The 24,178-nt window shown below is 60.4% G+C and carries 21 protein-coding genes; 17 read left to right on the plus strand and 4 right to left on the minus strand.

Translation table 11 applies throughout. The features are described from left to right. Position 1 precedes the first annotated feature (1 nt). The 16 genes from MTP39_RS01545 to MTP39_RS01620 all read left to right on the plus strand — a co-directional run bounded on the left by MTP39_RS01545 (position 2) and on the right by MTP39_RS01620 (position 15,601). On the plus strand, positions 2 to 877 hold the full coding sequence (locus tag MTP39_RS01545; RefSeq protein WP_249241184.1) for a class I SAM-dependent methyltransferase: 876 nt from the start codon (positions 2 to 4) through the stop codon (positions 875 to 877). 111 nt (positions 878 to 988) lie between these two features. After that, positions 989 to 1,828, plus strand: coding sequence for an energy-coupling factor transporter ATPase (locus MTP39_RS01550; protein WP_249241185.1), 840 nt, complete (start codon positions 989 to 991; stop codon positions 1,826 to 1,828). Between the two features lie 14 nt (positions 1,829 to 1,842). Further along, positions 1,843 to 2,757: an energy-coupling factor transporter ATPase gene (locus tag MTP39_RS01555; RefSeq protein ID WP_005921980.1), complete on the plus strand. Its 915-nt coding sequence runs from the start codon at positions 1,843 to 1,845 to the stop codon at positions 2,755 to 2,757. After that, complete coding sequence (locus MTP39_RS01560) at positions 2,757 to 3,572, plus strand: energy-coupling factor transporter transmembrane component T family protein (protein WP_249241186.1); 816 nt, start codon at positions 2,757 to 2,759, stop codon at positions 3,570 to 3,572. Before MTP39_RS01555 ends, MTP39_RS01560 begins: the two co-directional genes overlap by 1 nt. A gap of 270 nt (positions 3,573 to 3,842) precedes the next feature. Continuing rightward, positions 3,843 to 4,604, plus strand: a complete 762-nt coding sequence (gene truA, locus MTP39_RS01565; RefSeq protein WP_249241187.1) for a tRNA pseudouridine(38-40) synthase TruA — start codon at positions 3,843 to 3,845, stop codon at positions 4,602 to 4,604. Continuing rightward, a complete protein-coding gene (locus MTP39_RS01570) occupies positions 4,601 to 5,821 on the plus strand; it encodes a DUF5711 family protein (protein WP_249241188.1) in 1,221 nt (406 codons plus the stop codon). Before truA ends, MTP39_RS01570 begins: the two co-directional genes overlap by 4 nt. Before the next feature lie 60 nt (positions 5,822 to 5,881). After that, on the plus strand, positions 5,882 to 6,577 hold the full coding sequence (locus tag MTP39_RS01575) for a hypothetical protein (RefSeq protein ID WP_055186650.1): 696 nt from the start codon (positions 5,882 to 5,884) through the stop codon (positions 6,575 to 6,577). Between the two features lie 21 nt (positions 6,578 to 6,598). Then, positions 6,599 to 8,908 (plus strand): ATP-dependent Clp protease ATP-binding subunit, encoded by a 2,310-nt coding sequence (locus MTP39_RS01580; RefSeq protein ID WP_249241189.1) that lies wholly within the window; start codon positions 6,599 to 6,601, stop codon positions 8,906 to 8,908. Between the two features lie 157 nt (positions 8,909 to 9,065). Beyond that, positions 9,066 to 9,263 (plus strand): helix-turn-helix transcriptional regulator, encoded by a 198-nt coding sequence (locus MTP39_RS01585; protein WP_015537233.1) that lies wholly within the window; start codon positions 9,066 to 9,068, stop codon positions 9,261 to 9,263. Between the two features lie 3 nt (positions 9,264 to 9,266). After that, on the plus strand, positions 9,267 to 9,710 hold the full coding sequence (locus MTP39_RS01590) for a DUF6773 family protein (RefSeq protein ID WP_249241190.1): 444 nt from the start codon (positions 9,267 to 9,269) through the stop codon (positions 9,708 to 9,710). Positions 9,711 to 9,867: 157 nt separating this feature from the next. Next, a complete protein-coding gene (gene gltX / locus MTP39_RS01595; RefSeq protein WP_256468830.1) occupies positions 9,868 to 11,337 on the plus strand; it encodes a glutamate--tRNA ligase in 1,470 nt (489 codons plus the stop codon). A gap of 35 nt (positions 11,338 to 11,372) precedes the next feature. After that, positions 11,373 to 11,645, plus strand: coding sequence for a hypothetical protein (locus MTP39_RS01600; RefSeq protein WP_005921958.1), 273 nt, complete (start codon positions 11,373 to 11,375; stop codon positions 11,643 to 11,645). After that, complete coding sequence (locus MTP39_RS01605; RefSeq protein ID WP_005921956.1) at positions 11,629 to 11,907, plus strand: DUF4160 domain-containing protein; 279 nt, start codon at positions 11,629 to 11,631, stop codon at positions 11,905 to 11,907. The genes MTP39_RS01600 and MTP39_RS01605 overlap by 17 nt, the downstream gene beginning before the upstream one ends. Before the next feature lie 182 nt (positions 11,908 to 12,089). Further along, positions 12,090 to 14,384 (plus strand): serine/threonine-protein phosphatase, encoded by a 2,295-nt coding sequence (locus tag MTP39_RS01610; RefSeq protein ID WP_249241191.1) that lies wholly within the window; start codon positions 12,090 to 12,092, stop codon positions 14,382 to 14,384. 93 nt (positions 14,385 to 14,477) lie between these two features. Then, positions 14,478 to 15,443, plus strand: a complete 966-nt coding sequence (locus MTP39_RS01615; protein WP_249241192.1) for a pectinesterase family protein — start codon at positions 14,478 to 14,480, stop codon at positions 15,441 to 15,443. Continuing rightward, positions 15,440 to 15,601, plus strand: a complete 162-nt coding sequence (locus MTP39_RS01620; protein WP_005921947.1) for a hypothetical protein — start codon at positions 15,440 to 15,442, stop codon at positions 15,599 to 15,601. The genes MTP39_RS01615 and MTP39_RS01620 overlap by 4 nt, the downstream gene beginning before the upstream one ends. A gap of 73 nt (positions 15,602 to 15,674) precedes the next feature. On the opposite strand, the gene MTP39_RS01625 is transcribed toward MTP39_RS01620, so the two are convergent. Then, positions 15,675 to 17,207, minus strand: coding sequence for a sensor histidine kinase (locus MTP39_RS01625; protein WP_249241193.1), 1,533 nt, complete (start codon positions 17,205 to 17,207; stop codon positions 15,675 to 15,677). A 19-nt stretch (positions 17,208 to 17,226) separates the two neighbouring features. After that, a complete protein-coding gene (locus tag MTP39_RS01630; protein WP_097779093.1) occupies positions 17,227 to 17,913 on the minus strand; it encodes a response regulator transcription factor in 687 nt (228 codons plus the stop codon). A gap of 234 nt (positions 17,914 to 18,147) precedes the next feature. Here MTP39_RS01630 and MTP39_RS01635 point away from each other — a divergent pair, with 234 nt between their 5' ends. After that, positions 18,148 to 18,912 carry a glycosyltransferase family 32 protein gene (locus MTP39_RS01635; RefSeq protein ID WP_256468831.1) on the plus strand — a complete coding sequence of 255 codons (765 nt, stop codon included), beginning with the start codon at positions 18,148 to 18,150 and terminating at the stop codon, positions 18,910 to 18,912. 123 nt (positions 18,913 to 19,035) lie between these two features. Here the strand turns inward: MTP39_RS01635 and MTP39_RS01640 are convergent, their stop codons facing one another. Together MTP39_RS01640 and MTP39_RS01645 are read right to left on the minus strand one after the other, a co-directional pair. Then, a complete protein-coding gene (locus tag MTP39_RS01640) occupies positions 19,036 to 20,277 on the minus strand; it encodes a leucine-rich repeat domain-containing protein (RefSeq protein WP_249241195.1) in 1,242 nt (413 codons plus the stop codon). A gap of 32 nt (positions 20,278 to 20,309) precedes the next feature. Continuing rightward, positions 20,310 to 24,068, minus strand: a complete 3,759-nt coding sequence (locus MTP39_RS01645) for an Ig-like domain-containing protein (RefSeq protein ID WP_249241196.1) — start codon at positions 24,066 to 24,068, stop codon at positions 20,310 to 20,312. Between the last annotated feature and the right edge of the window lie 110 nt (positions 24,069 to 24,178).

Consider the following 24,178-nt stretch of genomic DNA (forward strand, 5'->3'; position numbering starts at 1 on the left):
TATGCGCCCTGCAGATACTTGGAAAGACTACGAACTGCTGGATGCCACCGACGGCAACCGGCTGGAACGCTGGGGAGAGACCCTGCTCATCCGCCCCGACCCGCAGGTGGTGTGGAAGACCCCCAAACAGAGCCCCCTGTGGGCAAAGGCAGATGCCATCTACCACCGCTCCAATCAGGGCGGCGGCGAGTGGGAGTACCGCCGCCGTCTGCCGGAAAAGTGGAAGATCAGCTGCGGCGAAGGGGAGGATAAGCTGACCCTTATCGTCAGCCCCACCGGCTTCAAGCACACCGGCGTGTTCCCGGAGCAGGCGGTCAACTGGGCGTGGTACCAGCAGAAGATCCGCGCCGCGAACCGTCCGGTGAAGGTGCTGAACCTCTTCGGCTACACCGGCGGCGCTACGCTGGCCTGTGCCGCTGCGGGCGCTACCGTCTGCCATGTGGATGCCTCCAAGGGCATCGTGGCATGGGGTAAGGACAACGCTGTGGCAAGCAACCTGACCGATAAGCCCATCCGCTGGCTGGTGGACGACTGCGCCAAGTTCGTGGCGCGGGAAAAGCGCCGGGGCAACACCTACGATGGCATCATCATGGACCCGCCCAGCTACGGGCGCGGCCCCGGCGGCGAGATCTGGAAGCTGGAGGACTGCATCTACGACCTCATCAGCCAGTGCGAAGAGGTGCTCAGCGATACCCCGCTGTTCTTTGCGGTCAACAGCTACACCACCGGCCTGTCTCCGGCGGTCATGGAGTATATGCTCAAAACCACGCTGGTGCCCCGCTTTGGCGGCAAGACAAGCTGCGATGAGATCGGTCTGCCGGTATCTGCCACCGGCGGCGTGGTGCCCTGCGGTGCTACCGCTATTTGGGAAGAATAAAAATAAAATACTATCTCAGTCACGGCGACAGCCGTGACTGAGATAGATATATGCTAAGAATGGGGTACAGCCCCTTTCGGAGGGGCGCACCACCAGAAAGAGAAACAAAGCATGAGTGAAACGATTTTAACTGCTGAAAATTTGAAGTTCCGCTACGATGCCGAGCAGCCGGGCTACGCGCTGGACGGCGTATCCGTGCAGGTAAAGCGCGGAGAGTTCGTGGCGGTGCTGGGCGCGAACGGCTGCGGCAAATCCACGCTGGCTAAGCACTTCAACGCCATTTTGCTGCCCGAGAGCGGCAAGGTGTATGTGGAGGGCATGGATACCGCAGACGAGGACAAGCTCTATGATATCCGCCAGACCGTGGGCATGGTGTTCCAGAACCCGGACAACCAAATCGTGGCTACCGTGGTGGAAGAGGATGTGGCCTTTGCGCTGGAAAACCTCGGCGTGCCGCAGGACGAGATGCGCCGCCGGGTGGACGACTCCATGAAGATGGCGGGCATCTACGAATACCGCGAGCGTGCACCCCACAACCTTTCCGGCGGTCAGAAGCAGCGTGTGGCCATCGCCGGTGTGGTTGCCATGCGCCCGGACTGCCTGATCTTGGACGAAGCCACCGCCATGCTGGACCCGCGCGGCCGCGAGCAGGTGATGCAGACCATCCACTACCTGAACAGGAACATGGGCATCACGGTGGTGTCCATCACCCACTATATGGAAGAAGCCGCACAGGCCGACCGTGTGCTGGTGATGAGCAAGGGTCATGTAGTGATGGAGGGTACCCCGAAAGAGGTGTTCAGCCAGACCGAGAAGGTGCGCAGTCTGCATCTGGACGTGCCGCAGGCCGCCGAGCTGCGGGACGAGCTGGTGAAGGCCGGCATCCCGATGCCGGAGGGCATCATCGACACCGGTGCCTGCGCACAGGCGCTGTATGAGCTGCTGCAGTAAGGGGGGCGGACGAAATGGCAGATATCATTAAGGTAGAACACCTGAGCTACGTCTATAACCCCGGCCTGCCCACCGCAGTGACCGCACTGGATGACGTAAGCTTTACCGTAGAAGAGGGCGATTTTGTGGGCATCATCGGGGCGACAGGCTCCGGCAAAAGCACCCTCATCACCCACATGAACGGCCTGAACAAGCCCACCAGCGGCAAAATTTATATTGATGGCCGCGACCTGTGGGCAGACCCGGAAAAGATCCGGGATTTCCGTTTCCTCACCGGGCTTGTGTTCCAGTACCCGGAATACCAGCTGTTTGAGGAGACCTGCTACAAGGACATCGCCTTTGGCCCGAAGAACATGGGCTTGGACGAAGCCGAGGTAGACCGCCGCGTCCACGAAGCCGCAGACTTTGTAGGCTTAGACCCGGCGCTTTTGGAGCGCAGCCCCTTTGAGCTGTCCGGCGGTCAGAAGCGCCGGGTGGCGGTGGCGGGTGTGATGGCCATGAAGCCCCGCATCCTTGTGCTGGACGAGCCCGCCGCCGGTCTTGACCCGGAGGGACGGGACGATATCCTTTCCGAGGTGAAGGAGTACCACAAAAAGACCGGTACCACCGTGCTGCTGGTGTCCCACAGCATGGAGGATATCGCCAAGTATGCCAACCGCGTGCTGGTGATGAGCAACAAGAAAATTGCCATGTATGACACGGTGGAAAAGGTCTTTGCCCGCGCCCCGGAGCTGCTGGAGCTTGGGCTATCGGTGCCGCAGGTGACTAAAATTTTCCTCAAGCTGCGGGAGATGGGGGTGGACGTCCCGGCGGACGTGTACACCATTCCCTACGCGGTCAAGACCCTGCTGGAAGCAAAGCGCCGCCGCGATGCCGGGGAAAGCCTTGTGCTGCCCCGCAGCGCTGCACAGAAAGGGGGTGCTGTCTGATGCTGCGAGATATCACCATCGGTCAGCACTTCCCGGGCAACAGTCTGGTGCACCGGTTCGACCCCAGACTGAAGCTTGTGCTGACGGTCGCTTATATCGTGCTGCTGTTTGCAGCCTCCAACCCCTTGGGGCTTACCCTGTCCATTCTCTTTTTGGGGGTCATGTACAGGGTGGCAAAGATCCCGGTCAAGATGATCGGCAAAAGCCTGAAACCCATTCTGCCCATCGTGCTGTTCACGGCGGTGCTGAACCTCTTCTTTGTCTCCGGCGAGGGCGACCCGCTGGTGCATTTCTGGTTTTTGACCATCTACGCCGAGGGCGTGCGCTATGCGGTGCTGATGGCGGTGCGCGTGATGGCGCTCATTGCGGGCACCAGTCTGCTTACCTACACCACCAGCCCCATCGTGCTGACCGATGCCATTGAGCAGCTGCTCAAGCCCTTGGGCAAGCTGCACTTCCCGGTGCACGAGCTGGCGATGATGATGAGCATTGCGCTGCGCTTTATCCCCACCCTCATCGAGGAGACGGATAAGATCATGAACGCGCAAAAAGCGCGCGGCGCGCAGCTGGATACCGGCAAAATGACCGACCGGGTCAAGGCGCTGGTGCCGGTGCTCATCCCGCTGTTCATCTCGGCCTTCCGCCGCGCGGACGAGCTGGCTATGGCCATGGAGTGCCGCTGCTACCGTGGCGGCACGGGCCGCACCCGCCTGAAGGTGCTGCGCTGCGAAAAGCAGGACTACATCGACCTTGCGGTCTGCATCGCCTGCTTTGCCGTCATCCTTGCCTCCCGGCTGGTGTTCCCGAATTACTAAAAAAGCCCTCTCAGGCGCTCCCGCGCCAGATTCCCCCTTTTGTCGCTGCGCGACATCTTCCCCCGGAGCGGGGGAAGTCTTTCCTCAAAGGGGGAGCCAAGCCATAAAGTACAGCGCTAAAGTGTGAGAAGAAAGAGGATGCTTCTCGCCGCGGCCCCTCCGGTGAAAACGTGTTTGTCGCGGCCCGCAGGCCGCGACAAACACGAAATTAAAAACGCTTTTCCGCTGAATATGGCCAGAGCAAAGCGGAGGCCATTCTAAATATTAACTATGAACTTTTTACTTACCCTTGCCTACGACGGCACAAATTACTGCGGCTTTCAGGTGCAGCCCAACGGGCGCAGCGTGGCGGCCACCTTTCAGGATGCACTGGAAGCGGTGCTGGGCAGCCGCCCCGATATCAAGGGCTGCAGCCGCACCGATGCCGGGGTGCACGCGCTGGGCTTCCGGCTGAACTTCCATGCCGATACCCGCATCCCGCCCCAGAAGCTGCCGCTGGCGCTCAACCAGCATCTGCCGCCGGATATCCGGGTGCTTGCAGCGCAGACCGTGCCGGAGGATTTTCACGCCCGGTACGCCGCCCATACCAAGACCTACCTGTACCGCATCCATAACCACCCCATCGACTCGCCCTTTGACGCCGCCTACTATACCCGGGTGCCCCGGCGGCTGGACGAAGCCGCCATGCAGGCGGCGGCGCAGCAGTTCATGGGCACCCACGATTTTCTGGCGCTGTGCGCGGCGGGCAGTTCTGCTGCCGCCCATGGGGACACCGTGCGCACCATCACGGACTGCCACGTCACCCGGCGCGGGGACGAGGTGGACATTGAAGTGACCGCCGACGGCTACCTGTACAATATGGTGCGCATTCTGGCGGGCACCTTGTGCGAGGTGGGCGCGGGGCGGCTGCGCGCGGCGGACATCCCCGCCATTCTGGCAAGCCGGGACCGCAGCCGGGCAGGCCCCACCCTGCCCGCGAAGGGCTTGTTTTTAAAGTGTGTGGATTACCCGGAAAAGGAGGAGCAGCCATGAAAAAGCTTCATCGCGGCGGCAGCAGCCCGGACGGAGAGCCGCTTTCTGCCGGACGGGTGGAATATCTGGAGGCAGCGCGCCAGCGGGTGCGCCGCCGCCGTCTGCGCCGCACCGTGATTCTTCTGGCGGCGCTGATACTGGTCACCCTGTTTGCCACCGGCGCGGTGGGTGCATCCATCGCCCGGGTAAAGGATCTGGTGGATACGGTGCATATCGCCCTGTCCCCGGCGGTGGGCTGGCCGCAGCAGACCGGCCTTGGGGAGCTGACGGCCGTGCAGCCTATGTCCGGCAGCTTTGTAGCCATGGACGAGGATGCCTGCGTGGTGTACAGCTTGGGCGGCACCCGCCTTGCCGGCATCCAGAGCGGCTACGCCCGCCCGGCGCTGGCTGCGGGCAAGACCCGCTTTGTGCTGTACAACCGCTCCGGCAACGAGCTGCGGGTGGAAAGCCGCACCCAGAACCTGTACAGAAAAACGCTGGAAAACAGCATCTATCTGTGCGCCATGTCGGACACCGGCACGCTGGCAGTGGCTACCGATTCTGCCGACAGCACAGCCCGGCTGACCGTGTATACCCCCACCATGACGGAGCAGCTGCACTGGGATATGACCGGCACGCAGGGCACCCCGGTGCGGATGGCGTTTGCCGCCGACAGCCGCCGTCTGGCGGTGGCGGCGGTCACCTCCAGTGCGGGGCAGTTACAGGCAAACCTCTTTGTGCTCAGCCTTGCGCAGGGCGACCCGGTGCAGCTGAGCAGCGGGGACAGCGTGCCCCAGTGGCTGGGCTGGCTGAACAACGACACCGTGCTGGCTGTGTATGAGAACTGCGCCGTGGTGTACGGTGCGGACGGCGGCGAGCGGGGACGTTTCGACCTTGGCGGCGGCAGCCTTGTCAGTGTTTCGCAGGACGGTGCAAACGCCGCCCTGCTGCTGGAAAACGGGCAGGTGTGCACCGCCGTGCTGCTGGATAAAGATCTGAACGTGCAGTACAGCGGCAATGTGCCTGCGGCAAACCAGATCCTGCGCCGGGGGCAAAACTTTTATCTGCTCACCGACAGCGGCGTGGAATGCTTTGCCACAGACGGGGTGTACCAGTGGGGACAGGAGCTTTCCGTCCGTCCGCAGGCGCTCATCGCGGGTAAGCAGCTGCTGGTGCTGTGCGGCAACACGGTGCAGCAGATCGCTCCGCCGGAGCAAACGGCTTCCAGCGCCCGGTGAACGAGGGGGAAACCGGTATTTTTGCGGGGAAAATGATCTTTATAACAGGGAAAACAAGGTATGTTCAAGAATCCGTCATTTCTTTTTGATATCCTATGTACGGTGGTCTGGCTGGTGCTGATGGCACGCTACGCCCGTAAGGGCTTTCTGGCGTCCATCGTGCAACTGTCCGGCAACCTCATCAGCCTGCTGGGCGCACGGCAGCTCTCTGCCGCCTGCGCAGGCTGGGTGTTTGAAAATCTGCTGGCCGGGGGCTTCCGTACCCAGATCGCCGCCCACCTTTCGGAGGACGGCGTGGTGAACCTTTCCGGCATTGCGCAGCAGTACGCGGGCTTTCTGCCCGAAAGCTTCCGCGCCTCCATCGTGGCGGCGTGCGAGCGCAGCATCAACGCTGTGCTGGCAGATAACGCCGTGGTGCTTGCCGATACCATCGTGGAAAAAGTATTGCAGCCGCTGCTCACCCCGGTGATCATGCTGGTGCTGTTCTTTGTGTTCTACGCGGTGCTGCGGCTGCTGGTCAGCATGCTGGTCACCGTGCTGGGGCTGGTGAATAAGCTCCCGGTCATCGGTACGGTGAACCGGGGTCTGGGCTGGCTGACCGGCGGCATGACCGCTCTGCTGGACTTATACCTCGTGCTGTGCGTGGTGTGGGGGCTTGTGGTCATCACCGGCGGCAACTTAAATGTGCTCAACGACACTGTGATGCACAGCAGTCTTTACTATAAAGCGTTTAATATGTTCAACCCCTTTTTGTAACAGGGGCGACAAGGAGGAACTATGGTCTGTATTCGATGCCAGAAGCGTCCGGCGATCATCTTTATCCAGCGGATGGAGAATGGTCAGATGAAGCAGGAGGGGTACTGTCTGCACTGTGCCCGGGAGCTGCACATCAAGCCCGTGGACGATCTGATGAAACAATTCGGGATGTCGGAGCAGGATCTGGATAACATGGAAAACCGCATGGAGAGCATGATGGAGGAGCTGGGCGATTCCAACCCTCTTTCCATGCTGATGAATATGTCCGGCAGCGGCGAGGATGCCGATGCGGAGAACATGGACGAGGATCTTGTGCCCGGCAGCAATGCCACCTTCCCGCTGGGCTTTACCGGTACGGAGAAGCAGGACGGCGAAAAAAAGGCCGACCGCAAGAACGGCAAAAAGCCGCCCAAGCGCAAGTTTCTGGATACCTACTGCGAAAACCTGACCCGCAAGGCGCGGGAGGGCAAGCTGGATGATATCATCGGGCGCGACCGCGAAATTTACCGCACCATCCAGATTTTGAGCCGCCGCCAGAAGAATAACCCCTGCCTGATCGGTGAAGCCGGTGTGGGCAAGACCGCCATCGCGGAAGGCATTGCCGAGCGCATTGCCAAGGGACAGGTGCCCATCGGCCTGCGGGATAAGGAGATTTTTCTGCTCGACCTCACCAGCCTTGTGGCGGGTACCCAGTTCCGCGGTCAGTTCGAGCAGCGGGTCAAGGGTCTGCTGAGCGAGGTAAAGGCTGCGGGCAACGTGATCCTGTTCATCGACGAGATCCACACCATCACCTCTGCCGGTGAGAGCGAGGGTGCCATGAACGCGGGCAACATCTTAAAGCCCGCCCTCTCCCGCGGTGAGATTCAGGTCATCGGTGCCACCACCTTTACCGAGTACCGCAAGTATATTGAAAAAGATCAGGCGCTGGAGCGCCGTTTCCAGCCTGTGCGGGTGGAGGAGCCCAGCGTGGCGGACACCCTTGCCGTAATGAACGGCATCAAGCGCTACTACGAGCAGCACCATCATGTGCAGGTGCCCGCCGAGGTGCTTTCGGCGGTGGTCACCCTGAGCGAGCGGTACATCACCGACCGTTTTCTGCCGGATAAGGCCATCGACCTGCTGGACGAAGCCTGCGCCTGCTGCAATCTGGCGCACCCGGTCATCTCCGAGTATCTGGGGATGCAGAAGGAGCTGGACGCCCTGAAGCAGGAAGAAGCCGAGATGGAAAGCGCGGATGTGAACGAAGCCATCGACTACGAGCGCGTAGCCGAGCGCAAGACCCGCATCGCCAAGCTGGAATCCGAGCTGCCCGCTAAGCAGGCCGCTGCCAGCGAAATTCAGGTGACCATGGACGATGTAGCCAAGGTCATCGAGCTGTGGACGGGCATCCCGGCGGTAAAAATTCGCGAGACCGAGTTCGTCAAGCTGGCAGGGCTGGAAGCCGCTTTGAAGCAGAAGGTCATCGGTCAGGACGAAGCCGTGCATCTGGTGGCGCAGGCCATCAAGCGCAGCCGCGCCGACCTTTCCGGCCGCCGCCGTCCCGCAAGCTTCATCTTTGTGGGTCCCACCGGCGTAGGCAAGACCGAGCTGGTCAAGCAGCTGGCAGAACAGCTGTTCGATGGTCCTGACCCGCTCATCCGTCTGGACATGAGCGAGTATATGGAAAAATACGCGGTGTCCCGCATGATCGGTTCGCCTCCGGGCTATGTGGGCTACGAGGAAGCCGGTCAGCTGACCGAGAAGGTGCGCCGCCGCCCGTACAGCGTGGTGCTGTTTGACGAGATCGAAAAGGCGCACCCGGATGTGATGAACATCCTGCTGCAGATTCTGGACGAGGGCAAGATCAACGATGCGCAGGGACGCACGGTGGATTTTTCCAACACGGTCATCTGCATGACCTCCAACGCGGGCAGCAGCGACCAGAGCGCGGGCAGCCTTGGCTTTAACAAGAGCGACGCCCAGCGCAGCGAGGAAAAGACCCGCAAGGCGCTGGCGCAGTTCCTGCGCCCGGAGTTCCTTGGCCGCGTGGACGAGGTAATCGCCTTCAAGCCCCTGACCGAGGAGACCCTGCAGGGCATCGCCGCCCTGATGCTGGACGAGTACAAGCCCGGCATGGAGGCCAAGGGCATCGCTTACAGCTACACCCCGGCAGCGCTCAAGGCACTGGTGCAAAAGAGTCAGGGCGGCCGCTTTGGTGCGCGCGACCTGCGCCGCACCATCCGCAAGGCGGTGGAGGACCCCGCCGCCGAGCGCCTGATCGACGGCACGCTGGCATCCGGCGGCACTCTTGTGGTGGATGCCGATGAAAACGGCGAAGTTGTACTGAAATAATCATAACCGCAAAGCACCCCGGCTGGAAACAGCTGGGGTGCTTTTTGTCTGCTCATAAAAACTTTTTGTAATATATACTTGACATTTAGAATGGTAAATGCTACTATATGTCCAGAGGATAAAACAAATGCCGACCCGGCAGGAAAGGAGCATATCAATGCCGAAGAACCTGAAATTAAAGGCCGCCCGTGCAGAAAAGGATATGACGCAAGGAGCGCTTGCCGAGGCGGCAGGGGTTTCGCGCCAGACTATCAACGCCATTGAAAAAGGGGAGTACAACCCCACCATCAACCTTTGCCGCAGTATCTGTAAAATTCTGGATAAGACACTGGATGAACTGTTCTGGGAGGAATGAACTATGAAATTTTCACTATACAGCAAGAAAAACCGGTTGGACGAGATGCAGGAGCAGACCCTGCGCAAAATTGAAAGCAATGGCTTCTGGCTGCTGTGGGGCAGCCTTTTGGCGGCGTGGATCGTGCAGACGGTGTTCGGGGCTGCGGACAAGGCCGCCGGAGAGTGGGTCGTATTCATGATCGGCTGCATTTATATAGTTGTCGCGTGTCTGCGCAATGGTCTGTGGGATCGCCACCTTTCGGATAAGGCCCCGGCCAATGCCGTGTATTCTCTGGTGGCTGCGGTGGCGGTTACGCTGATCTGCGGTTTTTCCTATGGATACTGGATCGGTGCTGTTTTTGCCGGTGTTTTTACCGGCATCCTGTGCTTTGCATTGCTGCAGCTGTGCGCCGCATTGACACGCAAACGGCGCGAGCATCTGGATGACCCGAAGGACGGAGAATAATATTATAAAAAGGGGCTGCTGCACAGCATTTGATGCAGCAGCCCCTTTTTGCATGGGTGCATGATATTATCCTGCATTGACAAAACTGCGCAGAATAAGTACAATAAAACATAGCTATCCGCAAATTTTTTGCATGAGAATAAAGGAGCGTTTTTCTATGCCGAGCAATAAAGTCCGCACCCGTTTTGCACCCTCGCCTACGGGTTATATGCACGTTGGCAACCTGCGTACTGCCCTGTACACCTACCTGATGGCCAAGCACGAGGATGGCGCCTTCATCCTGCGCATCGAGGATACCGATCAGGGCCGCTATGTGGAGGGCGCTGTGGATGTCATCTACAACACCCTGCGGGAGACCGGCCTTCTGTGGGACGAGGGCCCGGATATCGGCGGCCCCGTGGGCCCCTATGTGCAGAGCGAGCGCATGGGCATGTTCAAGCAGTACGCCGAGCAGCTGGTGGCAGAGGGCAAGGCCTATTACTGCTTCTGCACCGAGGAGCGCTTGGAGGCCCTGCACGCCGAGCAGCGCGCTGCCGGTGAAATGACCCACTATGACGGCTGCTGCCGCGAGCTGCCCAAGGAGGAAGTGGAAAAGCGCCTTGCAGCAGGCGAGCCCTACGTCATCCGCCAGAAGATCCCCCGCGAGGGCGTGACCGGCTTTGACGATGTGGTGTACGGCCACATTGAGGTGAACAACAGCGAGATGGACGACCAGATCCTCATCAAGACCGATGGGATGCCCACCTACAACTTTGCCAACGTTGTGGACGACCACCTGATGGGCATTACCCACGTCATCCGCGGCAGCGAGTATCTGTCCTCCACCCCCAAGTATAACCTGCTGTATCAGGCCTTTGGCTGGGACATCCCCACCTATATCCACTGCCCGCCGGTGATGAAGGACGCCCAGAATAAGCTGTCCAAGCGCAACGGCGATGCAAGCTATCAGGATCTGGTGGCAAAGGGCTACCTGACCGAGGCGGTGCTGAACTATATCTGCCTGCTGGGCTGGAGCCCCCGCGGCGAGTACGCCGAGCAGGAGATCTTCTCCCTGCCGGAGCTGGTCAAGATCTGGTCGCCGGAGGGCATCTCCAAGTCCCCCGCCATCTTCGACCCCCTCAAGCTGCGCGCCATCAATGCGGAGTATATCCGCCGCCTGAGCCCCGAGGAGTTCCAGAAAAAGGCCGAACCGTGGATCGACAGCGCCGTGCACAGCGCCATTGACAAAAAGCTGCTGTGCGCAAACCTGCAGCCCCGGTGCGAGGTGCTGGGCGAGATCCCCGAGCAGCTGGATTTCTTTGACGCCATGCCGGAGTACGACGTGAGCCTGTACGCCAACAAAAAGCAAAAGACCACCCCGGAGACTGCAAAAGAAGCACTGGAAGCCCTGCTGCCGGTGCTGAGCGACGAGGCACTGGATTTTGCAGACCGCGATGCCGTGTTCGATGCCTGCAAGGCGAAGGCTGAGGAGCTGGGCAAAAAGAACGGCTGGCTGCTCTACCCGCTGGGCATTGCCCTTTCCGGCAAGCAGCGCACCCCCGGCGGCGGCACCGACCTTGCCTGCATGATGGGCCGCGAAAAGACCCTGCAGCGCGTGCAGGATGCCATTGCAAAGCTGAACGGCTGAGTGATATAAGTACAGTGATCTGGGAGGTGGAACCTATGATGTACCCGTTTATGACATTGGACGATGATACCGAAATCGTGCATTCCGAGATGAAGCCCGATGGCCGGGTGAAGGTGTACCTTGAAAAACCGGATGCAGAAGATTGTTTCCACTCAGCAGTGTGCTGGCTGCCGGGCTATGACTGGCAGGAGGTGCACGGCTTCACGCCGGAGGAGATCGCGCGGTATCAGAAGATCGTGGAGTCCACCGCGCACCTGATCTTGCAGTTCTCCCAAGAAGGAGGCGTGGAAAATGCCGCAGGTTTTTAAGGTTGGTTCCTACTGGGTCTACTTCTGGGCCAATGAGAACGAACCGCTGGAGCCGATCCATGTGCACGTTGCACAGGGAGCACCCAACAGCAACGCCACCAAGATCTGGATCACCAAGGCGGGCGGCTGCTACCTGTGCAATAATAACTCTCAGATCCCGCCCCGGGTGCTGCGCAACATTATGGCAGTTATTGAAGCACGCAGCGGTGAAGTGATCGAAAAATGGACAGCCTTTTTTGGCGAGATCCGCTATTTCTGCTGAACAGTTGAAAATACCCCCAAAGCCCTGCGGCAAAATGACGGCCGCAGGGCTTTTTTGCGTCTTTGGGCGTCTTTGGGGCGGTTCTATGCACCGCGCCAAAAAGCGCCGCTGCCCCGCGTTACAGTATATGCAGACAGTGCGGGGAACAGAACAAACTCCCCGCCGGAAAGCGGGGGATTTTTATGACAGAGCGGATGGGTGTTTTATCTTCGGACGGGCGGTGCCTGCAGCCTTCGCCTTTGGCGGCACGGGCGATGCTGCGCCCGGCGGCGCGGCGGCTGGCGGCGGTGGGCATCGGCTTTGCCGGCGGCTGGGCGGTGCTGTACGGGGCGCTGATGCCCTTTGGACTGGGGCTGACCCTTGGGCTGGCAGAGGACTGCTTTGCGCCCTGTGCGGCAGGAGCGGCGCTGGGGCTGCTGCTCCACGGGCTGGGGGCGCTCTCGCTGCGCAGTCTGTGTCAGCTGTGTGCGCTGGGCGCAGCCGTGGCAGCCCGCTGGCTGCTGCCGCAAAGGTTTGTACCCGCCGCGCTGGCGGGCTGCGGTACATTGACCGGCATGGCACTGTGCTTTGCGCTGGGCAGCAGCGGCGGGGCAGACCTTTTGCTGTACAGTGCGGCAGACGCCCTGCTTGCGGCGGGCATCGGCTTCGGGCTGCGCAAATTTGCCCCGGAGCGCCCGGGCATGGGCACGCTGCTGGTGGGCGCAGCCGTGGCGGCGGCGCTGGGCAGTGTGCGGTGGGGGTGGTTCTCGCCCGGGGTGCTGGCGTGTGCCGCCGCAGAGCTGGCACTCTGCTGCCGGGCACAGAGGCTTGCCGCCCTGAGCGGCAGCGCGGTACTGGGGGCAGCCCTTTGCGCGGCAGACCCTGCCCTTGCCCCGGCGGCAGCGGGGCTTGGCTGTGCCACGGCAGCGGCAGCGGTGCTGGCACCCGGACGGCGGGTGGAGACGCTTGCCGCCTACGCGGGCGGCTGCGTATCCGGGGTGCTCTGCGTGCAGCCGCCCGGAAACGCCTTCGGGCTGCTGTTCAGCGCCTGCGGCGGCATGGCGGTGGTCTGTCTGCTGCCCGGCGGCTGGCTTGTTCCGGTAGCGGAACCCTCACAAAGCGGGGAGAACGCCCCCGCGCCCGCCCGCAGTGCGGCGGCGTCCACCCGGCTGGAAGCCGTGGCGCAGAGCCTTTCCTCGCTGGCGGAGACAGTGAACGCGGTCTACGAGGGTCTGCCCCGGCGGCGGGAGGGTTTCCGCTGGGTCATAGACAATGTACATGATACTCTTTGTTTTAACTGCGGGCGGCGGGAGACCTGCTGGAAGCAGGAATATACTGCCACCATGGCGGGCATGGAAGCGCTGCGCCCGCTGCTGGAACAGAATGGCAGCGTGGAAGCGGCGCAGTTGCCCGGGCAATTGTCCCGCTGCATCCACCCGGCGGCGCTGTGCGCGGCAGCGGGGCGCAGCTTTGCGCTGTACCGCAGCCGCAAGGAAGCGCGCATCCATTCCGAGGCCATGCGCACCGCCCTGACCGAGCAGTACAGCGCCGTAGCCGAGGCGCTGGGGGTGCTCAGCGAGCAGCTGGGACGCCCCGGCGACCCGGAGCCCTATAAATCCAGCCGGGTGGCAGAATTTTTCACCGGGCTGGGTGCGCCGCCGCAGGAGTGCGCCGTCACGCTGGACGACCTTGGCCGCACCCATGCCGCCGTTACCCTGCCGCGCACCCGGTTCACCCCGCAGGAGCTGGCAGCGCTGGCGGGAGAGGTGGGGCATATCTGCCGCCGCACGCTGGAGGTGCCGCAGGTGCTTTCCTGCAAGGGCATGACCACCCTGATGTTCAGCGAAAGACCGGCGCTGCGGGCGGTGTTCGGGGCGGCAAGCGCAGCCGCCCGGGGCGAGGTTTCCGGCGATGCGGTGCAGCAGTTTTGCAGCCCCACGGCGGCGCAGATGATCCTATGTGACGGCATGGGCACCGGACGCCCGGCGGCGGTGGACGGCAATCTGGCGGCAGAGCTGACCGCCCGGCTGCTCAAGGCGGGCTTTACCGCCGAGCTGGCGGCGCGGCTGGTGAACGTGGCGCTGGCCCTGAAAAGTGAGGACGAGAGCGGCGCAACGCTGGACCTCATCAGCGTGGACTTATACACAGGCACGGCGCGGCTGTTCAAGGCCGGGGCTGCTCCGGGGTTTCTGGTGCACGGCGGGCGGGTGCGGGCCGTGGGCGAGGCCACCCTGCCCATGGGGGTGCTGGGCGGGGTGAACGGACAGAGCCGGGTGGTGCACCTGACCGCCGGGGACTACGCGGTGCTGGTATCGGACGGTTTACTGGTGGACGGCGCGGGCTGGGTGGCAAAGCAGGTGGAGCTTTCGGCGGCGGCGGGAGATGCGCCGGAAAAGCTGGCCGAAACGCTGGTACAGACCGCCCGCATCCGCGCACAAAAGACCGGCCGCCCGGACGATATCACCGCCGCCGTGCTCCGGCTGGAAAAGAGCGGGTGACGGCGGCAGAGTTTCCGTTGCAATTTGCGGGAAGGAGGGGTATACTGGAAGCATATTTTTCAGCCCGGCAGTGCCGGGCACAGGAGGCGGCTTATGCTTACCATCAACGTTGCACCCGACGGCAGCGGACAGTTTACCACCATTTCCGAGGCGGTGCTGGCGGTGCCCTACGACTGCCCTGCGGTCATCCGCATCGCGCCGGGTATTTACCGGGAAAAGCTGGTTTGTGAGAAAAAGGATATCACCCTTGCGGGCGCGGGCATGGATGCCACCCGGCTGGTATGGAATGACGGCGGCAAGCTGCCGCACCCGGACGGACGGCCCACCCACACCTTCCGCAGCTACACCACCTTTTTCAGCGGCGAAAAGCTGCGGGTGGAGGATATGACCATCGAGAACGACGCAGGCCCCGGCGCGAAGGTCGGGCAGGCCATCGCGGCCTATGTGGACAGCGCCCGGGCGGCGTTCAGCCGGGTGCGGCTGCTGGGCAATCAGGATACCCTGTTCTGCGCCCCTCTGCCGGAGAAAGAGCGGGAGAAGGACGGCTTTCTGGGCCCGCGCGGGCTGGCACCCCGCCGGGCAAGCGCGCAGTATTACCACGCCTGCGAGATCGCCGGGGACATTGATTTTATCTTTGGCGGGGCGGACGCCCTGTTTGAGCACTGCACCCTGCGCACGGTGGACAACGGCCTTGCGCACAGCTGGGTCACCGCGCCCTCCGGTGCGGCGGATGGGCTGGGCTTTGTGTTCTGGGACTGCGATTTTGTCTCGGACTGCCCGGCGGGCAGCGTGTATCTGGGCAGACCGTGGCGGCCTACCGGCAAAACGGCGGTGCTGGACTGCCGCCTTGGGGCGCACATTGCACCGGAAGGCTTTGCCGGCTGGAACGACCGCACCGACACGGCGCTGGCCGGCTTTGCCGAAGCAGGCAGCACCGGCGCGGGTGCAGGGGAGCGCCCCGGCTGGGTGCAGGCGCTTTCGGCTGCCGAAGCCGCTGTGCTGCTGCGCACTGCCCGGCAGAAGTGCCGCATGGAGACTACGGAAAGGATAACAGGATGAAAAAATTACCCAATGCAGTAAAGTGGCTCATCATTCTGGTGGTGCTGGGTGCCATGGGCGCGATGATGTGGGCGGTGAACGACCGCGCCTCCCGGGTGGAGATGCCCGCCCCGGACAACACCTTTGGCATCTACCATACGGCAGAGAGCGGAACATAATAAAAGCACCGGCAGTTTCCCGATTGGAAAATCAGGAAAACTGCCGGTGCTTTTTCTGTATCACAGGGGGTGCTCACTTGCCCTCAAAATCGTCCACATAGGGCAGGTCGCTCATGACGAACCAGAAGGTGGTGCCCTTGCCTACGGTGCTTTGCACGCCGAAGCGGAAGCTGTGCTGCTGGAAGATGGCCTTGGTGATGGAAAGCCCCAGACCGGTGCCCTGCTTGCCTGCGTCCGAGCGGGAACGGTAGTACCGGTCAAAGATATAGGGCAGGTCGGCGGCGGCAATGCCCGGGCCGTGGTCCTCCACCTCTACCCGCACGCCCTCAGAGCAGCGGAAGGCGCGCAGGATAAAGATTCCGTCCTTGCCGATGTGGTGCATGGCGTTGCCCAGCAGGTTGTGCAGCGCACGCTGCATCATATCCGGGTCGGCATAGACCGGCAGTTCTTCTTCCGGCAGTTCCAGCTGCAATTGCCAGCCGTTCTGGGCGCAGACGGCGTCGTAGCGCTCGCTTACTTCATCGCACAGCTGCCCCATGTCAAAGTGCACCCGCTCGCACTTGTAGGTGCCGCTGGTCACCTTGCTCAGCTCCATCACGCTGGACACCAGCGCGGTCAGGCGGTCGGCCTCGTCCACGATGATATTCATCTGCTCGTCCCGGTGGGCTTTGTCGTCGCCGGTCAGGTCACGCACTGTCTCGGCATAGCCCTTGATGAGGGTCAGCGGGGTGCGCAGGTCGTGGGAGACGTTGGCCAGCAGGTCGCGCTGCATCTGCACCGCGTGCTGCACCTCCTCGGCCATGTGGTTAAAGTCCCGGGCAAGGTTGCCAAGCTCATCGTTGCGGCGGTTGTCCACCTGTACGGCGTAGTTGCCCAGCGCCATCTGCCGCGCCGCGCTGGAAAGCTGGCGCAGCGGCTTTGTGAACCACTCGCTGAACAACCACGCCGCCGACATGGCAAAGCCGAAGATGAGCGCTGCTGCCAGCGGCAGCAGGGTGCTGAGCACCTTTCCGGCCTCGGTAACGTGCACAAGGCTGGTGGTCACCAGCACGGTATAGCTGCCGTCGGCGGTAATGCGCCCTACCAATAGCTGCGCCGAGCCGGAGAGCCGGGGCGGGTTGAGCGTCTGCACAAAGCTGCCCACACTGCGGCACTTGCGCCGCATGGCAAGGGCAGTGGCAATGATCTTATCGTTGTTGGCAGAGTCCGAAAGATAGGTGCCGTGCAGGTTGCAGAAGGACTGGTTCTCGATCTTATAAATGGTGTGCAGGGTGGTGTCCGAGATATCCACGCAGAAACTGTTCAAAGAGCCTTTGGTGTACAGTTCCAGCGTGAGCTTATCAAAAAAATCACTGTTGACCGCAAGCTGCCCAAAAGACCAGCTGGACAGCACCTTGCCCTCGGCAATGGCGTCGTCCAGCCGCGCTACGATGCTGTCGGCCTGATTGGTGAGCTGGGTCTCGATGTGTTTGGTGTACAAAGGCTCCAGCAGCTGGGTGGACAGCAGCCAGAACAGCCCCAGCAGAAACAGGCAGATGAAGCACAAAAACCACATCAGCTGCCCGCGGATGCCAAGGGTATGCCGTGCTTTGGTGGTTTGCCGCATGAACCGCACGCTCCTTCAGTCAACGGGCGGCATCGGGGTCGAACTTATAGCCGATGCCCCATACCGTAGCAATGTAGCTGCGGCATTTACCTAGATGGCCGCGCAGCATCTTTACATGGGTGTCCACGGTGCGGTCCTCGCCAAAGTAGTCGTAGTTCCACACCTTCTGCAGGATCTTTTCCCGGCTCAGGGCAATGCCCTTGTTGGAGGCCAGAAATACCAGCAGGTCAAACTCCTTGGGGGTCAGGGCCACTTCCTCGCCGGACACCCGCACGGTATGGCTGGCGGTGTCGATGGTCAATTCGCCAAAAGTCATGGTATCGGCGGCCTCGGTGGGGCGTGGCATGGTGCGGTTCAGCACCGCGCGCACCCGCGCCACCAGTTCCCGGGGGGAGAAGGGCTTTACCACATAGTCGTCTGCGCCGCTTTCCAGCCCGGCCAGTTTGTCGTACTCTTCGCCCCGGGCGGTCAGGATGATGACCGGGGTATTGATGTGGCGGGCGCGCATCTCCCGCAGGCAGGTCATGCCGTCCATAAAGGGCATCATCAGGTCCAGGATCACCAGATCAAACCCGCCGCCGGACAGCTGTGCCAGCGCCGCAGAGCCGTCCCCGGCTTCCTCGCAGACGTAACCGGAATATTGCAGATGCTCGTGGATCAGCTCCCGGATGCGGGGCTCATCGTCAACGATCAGGATCTTTGCCATAAAACAGGACTCCTCCTATCATATCTCAGTATACAACTCTATTTTAATGCAAGAATTGGAAAAAGCTGTGAATTTTAAGTGAATGGTTTGGAAAAACAAAACCGTCTGCACCCAGTATACCACACCGGGCGGCGGGGCGGCAATCTTTTTACGGAAAGGCGCTGCAAAATACGCCGGGGAAACTTGACAAGAAAATGACCCTTTTGTAAAATAAGGTCGTAACAAACGGGGCATTTGCAGAAAAAAGGAGAAGCGTCCATGAGCATTCCCAAGATCATCCATTACTGCTGGTTCGGCGGCGGGACTATCAGCCCGGAGAACCGGAAATGTATGGAAAGCTGGAAGAAATACTGCCCGGATTACAAGATCATCGAGTGGAACGAGCAGAACTTTGAGATCAGCCAAAACCGCTATGCACAGCAGGCGTATGCGGCAAAGAGATATGCCTTTGTATCGGACTATGCGCGGCTGGCGGTGCTGTACGAGTACGGCGGCGTCTATCTGGACACGGACGTGGAGCTGGTGCGCCCGCTGGACGAGCTGTTGGAACTGCCCGGTTTTATGGGCTTTCAGAACAACAACGAGGTAGCCACCGGGCTGGGGCTCGGGGCATGCAAGGGCAACCCGGTGGTGCAGGCGCTGCTGCGGGATTACGATGCACTGGATTTTATAAAGCCAGACGGCAGCGCGGACCTGACGCCCTGCCCGGAGCGGAATACAAAGGTATTGCAGACGCTGGGCGTGCGCAAAGACGGCACAAGGCAGAGCATCGCGGAAATGGAGATCTTTCCGGCAGAGTATTTCTGCCCGATGGATATTTACACCCGGAAGCTCCGGGTAACACCCAATACCTACTCCATCCACCGCTTTGCCGAGAGCTGGAAGCCGAAGCCCAGCACGGTCAGCCGCGTTTTGCAGCGGCTGCTGAAGAAGCGCTACTATACATGGTACTGTCCTTTGCGCAGCCGGGTCGAGGGAATGCTGAAAAAGAGATCCTGAAAACCGGAGCTGCCGCACAAGAATGGTGGATAGCGACAAAGCAAAAAGACCAGAGCTGCACAAGCCGTTTGGCTGAGCGCTCTGGTCTTTTTATCAGGGATTATAGAAGATTTCGGGAAGGGGTCACTTCAGGGCATTCGGAGTGGCATTATAAATGAAGCTGGCCTTTACAAGGGCATCGTTGCCATACTGGCTGATGGAGATGCCTGCGCGTGTCCAGTCGTTTGCGCTGCCGGACCAGTAAACGGTGAGCGGCTGCGAGAAGCGGAATGCGCCGTTGCATACCTTGGAAAGGTTCCGGGGCAGATACACCTTTTGCAGCTGAGAGCAATCCTGAAATACGCTTTCAGCCAATGTGCCGATGCCCTCCGGGAGAACGATCTGCTTCAGGTGGGTGCAGCCTTCAAAGGCAGATGCACCCAGCAGCTGCAGATTGCCCGGCAGCTCCAGCCCTTCCAGTGCGATACAGCCGCTGAATGCACCATCGCCGATGGAGGTCATGGTATCGGGCAGGGTGACGGAGGTCAGGGCGCGGCACCTGACAAAGGTATTGGCGGAAAGAGACTTCACCTTTGCAGGGATGCGGATGCTTTGCAGTGCCTTGCAGTCCGCAAAGGCATTCTTGTCGAGAATGGTCAGTGCGTCGGGCAGGGTGATGCGCTTCAGAGCGTGGCAGCTGAAGAAGGCGGATTCACCGATCCGGGTCAGGGTGTCCGGCAGCACCACGGCAGAAAGCTTTGTGCAGTGGGCAAACATCCCGTCACCCAGCTGGGTAAGGCCGTTGGCGATGGTAACGGTCTGCAGCTGGTCACAGCCGGAAAAAACACCGGTGGACGCAGAGCCCTGATATTCAGGGTCGCCGTTCAGCACCACAGTGGTCATGGAACGGCAGGCAGAGAAAGCGGCCTTGCCTACGATCTTCAGGCTGTTTGGCAGAACGAGCTGCTTGAGCGCACTGCCTGCAAAGGCGTAGTCACCGATATAGGTGAGGGTGTCGGGAAGGACAACGCCGGTGAGATCGCTGTTGTAGAAGGCATAGCTGTTGATGCGGGTAACGGTGACGCCATCCGGGGTCTTTTCCGGGATGGTCACAGTGCCGGTAGGATTGCCGCGGACGCCGGTCACGGTGGCCGTGCCGCCGGAGACCTCGTAGGTCAACGTGACCTTGCCGGGTTCCGGGGTCTCACTGCCAGAGGAAGAGCCGGTGCTCTCGCTGGAGGAGCCGGAGGTGCTGCCGGAACTGGAAGAACCGGAAGTGCTGGAAGAGCCGGACGAACTGGACGGGCCATCGGAGCAGCCGGTCAGCAGCAGGGAGGCGGCAAACAGCACTGTCACGATGCAGAGCAGAAATTTATTGTTTTTCATGGTACATTACTCCTTTTCGTTGCAGTGGCCGCTTACAGGGTCCAATCCAGAGCCAGAACATCGTCAGGCTCGGCTGCGGAGAGAAGCACAGACTCCTCGGCAGCCAGACTTTCACTGCTGCGCACCCAGGTGATGCTGCCGCCGAAATCGTAACGGCCGTCCACAACGGTCTCCCAGCCGGAGGCGTAAACGGGATAGTAGGCCGTCAGCTTACGGAAGGTAAACACGCCGGTGCCGAACTCGGGAGCATCGCCGGCAAAGGTGATGCGGGACAGGCTCAGGGCATCTGCAAAGGCATAGGAGCCGATGGTGCGGACAGAGGCCGGGATGGTAACATTGTTCAGATTGTCGCAGCCATAGAAGGCCATCGTGCCAATGGTCTGCAGGGTGTCGGGCAGGGTGATATCTGCCAGATTCTGGAAGCCGACAAAAGCGTAGCTGCTCAGGGAGGTGACGCCGCTCTTGACCACCAGATGCGCAATGGAATCGCGGTAGCTGTACCAAGGTGCCTCGGCAGCCGAGGTGTATTCCTTCATGGCACCGGAGCCGTCCAGCGTCAGGGTGCCGGTGGCCTCGTCAAAACTCCAGCCCTCAGCCGAAGCCAGTGCCCAGCGTGCAGAGACGGTGGCATCGCCGGTGAGGTCACAGGTGGTAAGAGAGGTGATCCGCTTGCCGGATTCGGTGTACCAGCCAAGGAACACCATGCCGTCTGCGGTGGGCTCCGGCAGACGGCCGTAAGCCTCGCCGGGATAAACGGTCTTTTCCGGCGTGTCGGCCAGATCAAGAATGCCGTCTGTGGGGTCAAAGGTCAGCGTGACGAAAGGCAGGACGGGAAGTTCTACGCTCACGGTGAAGGTAGCAGTCTTACCGCCGTAGTTGACGGTAACAGTCTGCACACCGGCAGTGCTCAATGCAGTAGGCGTGCAGGTAAAGCCGCCGGTGATGGTCTGGGTGGTGCCGTTGCTATAAGTGGCAGTCAGCTTCAGGCCGGTGGTATCCAGCGTGTCACCCACAAAGTAGCTGGTCTTGGTGGGGTTGGAAGCAATTGCAATGCCGGACAGCGTGACGTCCTGCACATTCACGGTGAAGGTGGCAGTCTTACCGCCGTAGTTGACGGTAACAGTCTGCGCACCGGCAGTGCTCAATGCAGTAGGCGTGCAGGTAAAGCCGCTGGTGATGGTCTGAGTGGTGCCGTTGTTGTAAGTGGCAGTCAGCTTCAGGCCGGTGGTATCCAGCGTGTCACCCACATAGTAACTGGTCTTGCTGGGGTTGGAAGCAATTGCAATGCCGGACAGCGTGACGTCCTGCACATTCACGGCGAAGGTGGCAGTCTTACCGCCGTAGTTGACGGTAACGGTCTGCGCACCGGCAGTGCTCAATGCAGTAGGCGTGCAGGTAAAGCCGCTGGTGATGGTCTGGGTAGTGCCGTTGTTATAGGCGGCCTTCAAAGTCAGACCGGCAGTGTTCAGGGTATCGCCCACATAGTAGTTGGTCTTGGTGGGCTTGGTGGCGATGGTAAGGGAGGTGACCTCCTCCTTCTTTACATTGATCGTGCAGTTGGAGGTAAGGCCGTTCACGGTCGTTGCGGTGATAACGGCAGTGCCATAGCCAACGGCCTTGACAGTGCCGTCCGAAGAGACCGTGGCGACGCTGGTGTTGCGGGAACTCCATGTGACGGCCTTATTGGTGGCGTTGCTGGGCATCACGTTTGCAGAAAGCTTGACCGTGCCGTTCAGGCCATACAGGGTGGAAGTTTCCGGTGTGGCCTTGATGCCGGTGGGCTGGATGGGGTTCACGGTCACGGAGCAGCTGGCGGTCTTGCCGTTGTTGCTCTTGGCAGTGATGGTAGCGGTACCAAAACCGACCGCCTTGACCACGCCGTTGGAAACGGTGGCAACGGAGGTGTTGCTGGAACTCCAGGTAAGGGTCTTGTTGGTAGCATTGCTGGGCGAGACCGTAGCAGTCAGGGTCTGGGAAGAACCGGTGCCGGTAAAGCTCAGGCTGGTTTTATTCAGGCTGACGCCGGTAACTGCAATGGGGTTCACGGTCACGGTGCAGTTGGAGGTAAGGCCGTTCACGGTCTTTGCAGTGATAACGGCAGTGCCGTAGCCAACAGCCTTGACAGTGCCGTCCGAGGAGACCGTGGCGACGCTGGTGTTGCGGGAACTCCATGTGACGGCCTTATTGGTGGCGTTGCTGGGCATCACATTAGCAGAAAGCTTGACCGTGCCGTTCAGGCCATACAGGGTGGAAGTTTCCGGTGTGGCCTTGATGCCGGTGGGCTGGATGGGGTTCACGGTCACGGTGCAGCTGGCGGTCTTGCCGTTGTTGCTCTTGGCGGTGATGGTGGCAGTACCAAAACCGACTGCCTTGACCACGCCATTGGAAACGGTGGCAACGGAGGTGTTGCTGGAACTCCAAGTAAGGGTATTGTTGGTGGCGTTGCTGGGCGAGACCGTAGCAGTCAGGGTCTGGGAAGAGCCGGTGCCGGTAAAACTCAGGCTGGTTTTATTCAGTCTGACGCCGGTAACTGCAACAGTGGGGACCGGCACGGTGGCGGTGAGGGTTACAGCGCCAGCACAATTGCCGCGATAGGAGTTATCGTAGGCGTAAATATGGGTGTGGTATACGCCGGATTCATTGTTGTGATCGGAAGTTTTCACCCGGAAGGTAAAGGTGTTGCCGTTGCGGGTGCCGCTGGCCTTGGAGCTAACTTCCCAGTTGGACAGCAGGTCGTCCTGACCGTTCTTTTCGGTCCATGTGGGGAACTGCACGCGGTTCACGCCGCTGGCATCGGTTACGGTGCAGGTGACAGTGTAGCCGGTGGAATCCACATTCGTGACCTTGGCGTTGGTAATGGTGGGACCGGTCTTATCCGAAGTAATCGTTACCTTGGTGGGGTTCTTATAAGAAGAGTAGCTGTCAGACGGTTCGCTGTGCTGGTTGGCGTCCTGCTCGTCAATGGCATAGAACGATACATTGACTTCACCGGTCTGATCGGTCGGGATGTCCAATGCAAAGCCGTGATCGGTGCCGCAGTGAAATGTATCGTCCAGACCCTGATCGTGGTACTTGTCGGCGATGACCTCATGACACTCGTTGTTGATATAGACGTGCACCGCCACCTTTGCATTGGGGGAGTCCGGGTCAAAAGCCCAGCCCTTTACATAAATGTGATTCTGCCAGCCCTGCACCACGTCCACGCACAGATTGGGGAGGTTGTTGGAGCCACCCTCTACATAGGTGTTGGTCAGATAATCCTCCGGGTCTACGATGGTGCCGCCATCACGAACTTCAAAATGAAGATGAGGGCCGGTAGTATTGCCAGCGACACCGGATTCTGCGAGAATCGTTCCCTGTTCTACATGATCACCAACAGAAACTTTAAAACTGCCGGTTTTGAGGTGACAGTAATAGGTTTTGACACCGTTTCCGTGATCGATCACAATGTAGTTTGCGTAGCTGCCGTAACTACCGGGTTTTGCCTTATAGGCGGGGCAGTTGGTTCCAAGGGAGCAGCCGTAGTTGTTTCCGGGGCGGTGAGAACCTCGACAGCCCCGATCAAGTGCGGTAACAACAGTACCCGCTTTGGAAGCAACAACTGTGGTACCAATAGAAGCTTTGAAATCGGCACCAGTATGTCCACTATAACCGTGAATACCATATGTGATATAGGAATCAACGGGAAGGGTGTATTCTCCGCTATTAGAAAAAGCCATCGCCGACAGCGGCGAAAATACAGTGAGCAGCATGGCGAGCGTTAACAGCCATGCCATAAATCGTTTTTTCAAGTTCTATTCCTCCTTACAAAAAAACAATGGTTCCTGCTTGCAGGACAGCGTGTAGGGTACATTCCTCCTTTTTGATACAGCAGACACTCCGCAAGAAGAGAAGGCTGCAC

The organism is Faecalibacterium sp. I3-3-33 (assembly GCF_023347295.1).
GTDB lineage: Bacteria > Bacillota > Clostridia > Oscillospirales > Ruminococcaceae > Faecalibacterium.